The organism is Thermostichus sp. OS-CIW-26 (assembly GCF_054058395.1).
Window position 1 is genome coordinate 1 of sequence record NZ_JBSSAG010000062.1, and the last position, 5,013, is coordinate 5,013.

Genomic DNA, 5,013 nt, shown 5'->3' on the forward strand with positions numbered 1-5,013 from the left:
CTCCGTCCCGCTAACGCGAATGGAAACAAACAGAATGCTATCGCTGCATAGTTGAACAGTGATGTTCAGCAGTGTTCAGCGTAAATGTATCAGAAAAGTAACTCGATCCTGAACTTGGGCTTCTCGGGCCCGCTGTTGGGCTTCCAGGATGCGCTCCGGGTCGATATCCACTCCCATGCCCTGTGTGCCAAAGCGCTGCGCCGCCCGGATGAGAATGCGGCCATCCCCACAGCCCAAGTCGTAGAGAGTATCCTCGCTCCCCACCTGGGCCAAATCCAGCATGGCATCGACAACCAAGGGCAAGGTGCGCACATAGGGGGCCAAGCTGATTCCCTCTGGACTTTGCGGGTTGGGCTGGCATTGGAAGAAGGGATCCCTGCCCACCGAGTTCTGACCCAGCTTAGGTTTGAAACCGCGGGGCACCAAGGGTTGATTCCGAGAAGAGCGGTTTTCTCTGTTCATCAAATATTCTCATCAATTTCCCATCAGTCTATCAACCTGTCGCAGTACAGAGCCCCTGCCGTTCTACTGGGTGGAAAGTCACCGCCAATTGCGTCGGCTCAAGTACAGTCTACTAAGGGGTTATGGGATACACCTGTATGGTCATTTTCAACAGGAATGAAACATCTCCGTTCCATTGCTCTCTAACTCCCCTCTCCCTCTGGAGGGGCTGGGGGAAGCGGCGCGGAGCGTCTGGGCAGCGGCGGGAGTATCTCAATCGAGTCTGGAATGACTATGAACCTGCTTGTTCTAAACCTCACTGGGGTCAAGCCTCAGAAACACGATTTTTATACCCTTTTATATCCCTTAATTTGTAACGGGCTGTATCTCAAAAAATATCTTGATTCAACAACTTAGCCAGGCGTTCCAGCCCCTTTTTGACTTGGCGGGAAACAGTAACGGCACTGATCCCTAGCCGCTCTGCCGTTTCTTTTTGCGTGAGGTCATAGAAGAAGACAAATTCCAAAATCTTGCGGGTACGTTCCTCCAGCTGAGCCAAGGCATGTTGTAGGCGAATACGATCTTCTTCAGCCAGTTGAAAACTGCGGTAGCGCTGATCCGGAACGACCTCCCCCAGAGCAACACTGTCTTCCTCAGTTTGAATCGGAGCATCCAGGCTGAGCAAAAGGCTGTTTTGTTGGGCCAGCTCCAGCTCTCGCCATTCCTGCTCCGTCAGTTGCAGGGCTTCCCTCACCTCGGCCTCAGAGGGAGAACGGCCCAACTCTTGCCGCAGACGGGCAATCACCTTCTTGGCTTGTCTTTGCAGGGTCGTCCAGCGGCGTGGGATCCGCATGGTGGGGCTTTTGTCCCGCAGGTAGTGTTGAATTTCTCCGCGAATGTAGGGCAGGGCAAAGGAGCTAAAAGCCAGGCCTCGGCTGATGTCAAAGCGTTCGATAGCTTGAATCAAACCCAAACAGCCAACTTGCACCAGGTCGTCGTACCCCTCATTGCATTGGTTGCGCCAGTGGTGGGCCTCTTTGCGCACCAAGCCCAAGTTCATTTCCACCAGCCGGTTGCGCAGGGCTGGATCGCGATTCTGGTGGTACAGCCGCAACAGTTCGGCGGTTCGGGCTTTAACATCCTCACTAGATGCCATAGATCCACATGCGGCTGAGAATCCGGTCTTGGCCAAAGGCAATGGAGGGGGGGCCGCCGGTCGCCTCAGGGAGACGGAGTTCTTGGGAGAGGTCAGGCGAGGGGCCGTTATCATAGACAACCACTTTACCGATTTGCCGAAAATAACTGTAGAACAAGCACTCAAGGAACTCGAAAACCATTCAAAGGTTGAGGATCCCACCCATAACCAACACCCATCCAGTCAAGAGACGCTTTTGCCCAGCCAGACCCTGCGCAAGCAGGTGCTACAGGGCTACAGGGATGGCGTTAGAAGCACAACCGGACACTGTTGAGATTTGCCAAGAGCTGGAACGTTCTTAGTTTGACCAGGTTTCTTGACCCAAGCAACAGCATCTCCACGGAAAATCGGCGGGTTTCCTCGGCAAAAGAGCGCAATTTTCCCGTAAGACCCAACGAAATTGCCGGATTTCTGTTGTTGGCGTGCTCTCGTGGTTATTGGTGATTGGGTCAGGTTGGCGGTGAAACAGCCTGTGCATTCCAGCCTCTCCTCTCCTTCTGGGAGGTGAGAACGTCAAGAGGCTGTTCGTGACAGCGGCGGGGGGTTCTTGGGGGGATCCGTGCCGGCAAGGGCTGCCAAAAAGGATGCAAAACTCGGCTCCTCGCGAATGAGGTCGAAATAGGGCTCAGAGGAGAGCAAGGGGCGGTAGCGTTCCGGCTCCAGGCGTAGGGCTTGCTCCAAAGCTTGTAGGGCCTGAGGCACTTGGCCTTCCCAGGCGCAGCAGCAGGCTTTGGCGTAGTGAGCCTCGGCATTGTCGGGATCCATCTGCAGGGCCCGATCAAAACTCTGGATGGCCAGCTCGTAGAGGTTCAAGTCCATCAGCACCAGGCCGCGCTGCACCCAGATCTGAGGGCGTTTGGGATCCTGCGCCAGGGCACGGTCATAGCTGTTGAGGGCCTCCATCGGGTTGCCGAGGCGGTGGTGGGCAAGGGCATGGCCGGCCCAGAGAGAGGCCGATTCGGAGCCCAGTTGCAGGGCTCGTTCGTAGCTGGCCAGAGCATCGGCGTAGCGCTCTAGGTGAAACAGAGCCAGCCCCCGACTCTGCCAAACTTGAGCATCGACGGGGTTGATGGCGAGGGCTTTGTCGTAGCTGATCAAGGATCCCTGCCACCGTCCCAGAGAGGCTAAGGTTAGCCCGTGCAGGTACCACGTTTCCGGGCTGTCGGGGCTGAGGGCAAGGGCCCGTTCGTAGGCACGTAGGGCTTCTTCGTAGCGGCCCAATTGCCGCAGCGTGTTGGCCTGGTTAAAGCGGGCCTCAAAAAAATCCGGTTTCAGCCGCAGAGCCCGCTCATAGCTGGCCAGAGCTTCTTGATGGCGACCGAGATCGTCCAGCAGAGAACCACGGTTGTTCCAGGCTTCGGGGAAGTCCGGCTTCAGCTCCAGGGCGCGGTCGTAGCTGGCCAGGGCAGCTTGGGCTTGCCCCAGGTGGTCGAGGGTGGTGGCGCGGTTGTACCAGGCAATGGGATCCTGCGGCTGATCTCCCACCGCCTGCTCGAAGGGCTGTAGTTGAGCCGCCTGTTCCGCCGAAAGGGCAGATGGGTCAACCGCCGGGGCCGGCGAAACGGTTGTCGATTCTGGGGAGGCAGCACGCTTCTGCCGCCGCAGCCACCAGGCCCAACCCCCGGCCAAAAGCAACAGGCTCGCCCCCAGCACCAGCACGCCCACGTCGGTCGGGGCAATCACAAACGGCATGACCCACTTCCTGATACATTTACGCTGAACACTGCTGAACATCACTGTTCAACTATGCAGCGATAGCATTCTGTTTGTTTCCATTCGCGTTAGCGGGACGGAGTCCAAACAGAATGGCGGTATCCCGCAAAGCTTTGAGTAGAATACCCAAAGCGCAGTTTCCGTGTCGTCTTACTACCAATTTTCTGCTTTGCTTTGGCTACCATGTTGGCAGACTCGAAAGTAAACAGAAAGATCAACTGGTAGTAATCCGTACTGAACATATTATACATTATTTTCAGTATAGTTGAGCTTATTATTGACTAGAGTCATGCTCTTTTCTGCGCGCCTCTACATCATCACCAAAAACGGCAGGGGATCGCTGGGCCCTGCCGGCGAGATCAGCTCAATGCGCTTTTCGCCAGGGTAGGTGCTGGGATCGATCTCAAAGGTAACCGTCAGCGCCTCGGCGTTGGCCTGCACCGGTTCCTTAGAGCGTCCCAAGGGATCCCCAAAGCTGACTCGGATCCCTTTACCCGCCGGGCTGACTCGGATTTCCGTCACCTGATCCAGATGGGATCCCTCTAGGGTACAGACGATTACATCCCCGACAAAGGCCTCCAGAGGCCAGCCCCGCCGCACCACCGGTTTGGACATGGTTGTCGCTCCCACAGGCTTCTGCATCTCAGTTTAATTTTTCATTTTCCCCTCCCTGCTCCAGCCCAAAACGGCTTTGGTGGCAGAGAGGCTCTCCCCCCTTGGGCCGGATCTCCTGCCACCCCTGTAGAGAAGAGGGAGTTGGGGAAAGGGCAACGGCAGGCGCTCGCAGCAACACCTGGCGGTCTGGGCCCACGCTCACCAAGCGGGGCATCTCTCCAAGACTATCGGCCACCGCAAACAGCACCCGCTCTCGCGCCTGGGGATCCCAGCCCAGCAGCTGCGCATACCCCAGCGCCGGCGGCGGATCCCAGATTTGCACCGGTGGGATCCCTGTCGAGCCAGTGGGCAAAGGCCAGACCACCGCCCGATCCCAGCTCAAATCGGTCTGGAACCAGCCTTCGTACTCCCGCGCCAGCAAAGTGTTCCCCTGCCAGGCTAGAGGCAGGATCATGGCAAAATCCAATGCCTCAACGGGGTCGTACACCGACCCTGAGGCTTGATAGATAACCTGCAAGGCCCGAGTACGGGTGTTCTCGGCAAACAACACACTGGTCAACCGACCAGCCTGAGGCGTGGCCACCAAATCTAGCCGTGTGTACACCTGCCACTGGGGATCCGGCGCCGGCAAGGGATCGCTGCGCAACAGGCCAACCAATGTGCATTGCCGCTGCCGGGCTTGCTCCTGCAAGTCGTACACCCATTCCCAAGGGATGGGCAAAGTAGGGGGGGAGGAGACTCCAGGGGCAGCCGGCGCCATGTCCCTCGCCCAGGCAGCGCTCCCCTCCGCCCAGCCGATCCAAACAGCCACAAGGGCTCTCCCCAGTTGCCACAGCCAGTTTTGCCTGAGCCAGCCCCCCATCTGCCTCACCTTCCGTCGTGACATACTCCCGCACTCATGCTGATGCAAAGCGCTCCGCGCCGCTAATGCGAAAAGGACGTTTCCTGCGCTTGAGGACTACGTCCCGCTGACGCGAAAAGAACGGGATGCCCCACCGCCCTGTGCTTGATGTTGATGGCCGCATGGTGGTCGCGTCCTAGTTCTAGCC

General features: G+C 57.7%; 6 protein-coding genes. All 6 read right to left on the reverse strand.

What is annotated here, in order from left to right; all coding sequences use genetic code 11:
- Positions 1–75: 75 nt before the first annotated feature.
- On the reverse strand, positions 76–462 hold the full coding sequence (locus ACVW0C_RS14080; protein ID WP_457386024.1) for an SAM-dependent methyltransferase: 387 nt from the start codon (positions 460–462) through the stop codon (positions 76–78).
- 367 nt (positions 463–829) lie between these two features.
- On the reverse strand, positions 830–1,597 hold the full coding sequence (locus tag ACVW0C_RS14085; RefSeq protein WP_041436760.1) for an RNA polymerase sigma factor SigF: 768 nt from the start codon (positions 1,595–1,597) through the stop codon (positions 830–832).
- On the reverse strand, positions 1,587–1,721 hold the full coding sequence (locus tag ACVW0C_RS14090) for a hypothetical protein (RefSeq protein ID WP_457386025.1): 135 nt from the start codon (positions 1,719–1,721) through the stop codon (positions 1,587–1,589). The genes ACVW0C_RS14085 and ACVW0C_RS14090 overlap by 11 nt, the downstream gene beginning before the upstream one ends.
- A 428-nt stretch (positions 1,722–2,149) precedes the next feature.
- Positions 2,150–3,370 carry a tetratricopeptide repeat protein gene (locus ACVW0C_RS14095; RefSeq protein ID WP_457386027.1) on the reverse strand — a complete coding sequence of 407 codons (1,221 nt, stop codon included), beginning with the start codon at positions 3,368–3,370 and terminating at the stop codon, positions 2,150–2,152.
- 288 nt (positions 3,371–3,658) lie between these two features.
- Positions 3,659–3,964, reverse strand: coding sequence for a hypothetical protein (locus tag ACVW0C_RS14100; protein ID WP_011434047.1), 306 nt, complete (start codon positions 3,962–3,964; stop codon positions 3,659–3,661).
- Positions 3,965–3,992: 28 nt separating this feature from the next.
- Positions 3,993–4,850, reverse strand: coding sequence for a hypothetical protein (locus ACVW0C_RS14105; protein ID WP_414342821.1), 858 nt, complete (start codon positions 4,848–4,850; stop codon positions 3,993–3,995).
- Positions 4,851–5,013: the final 163 nt, after the last annotated feature.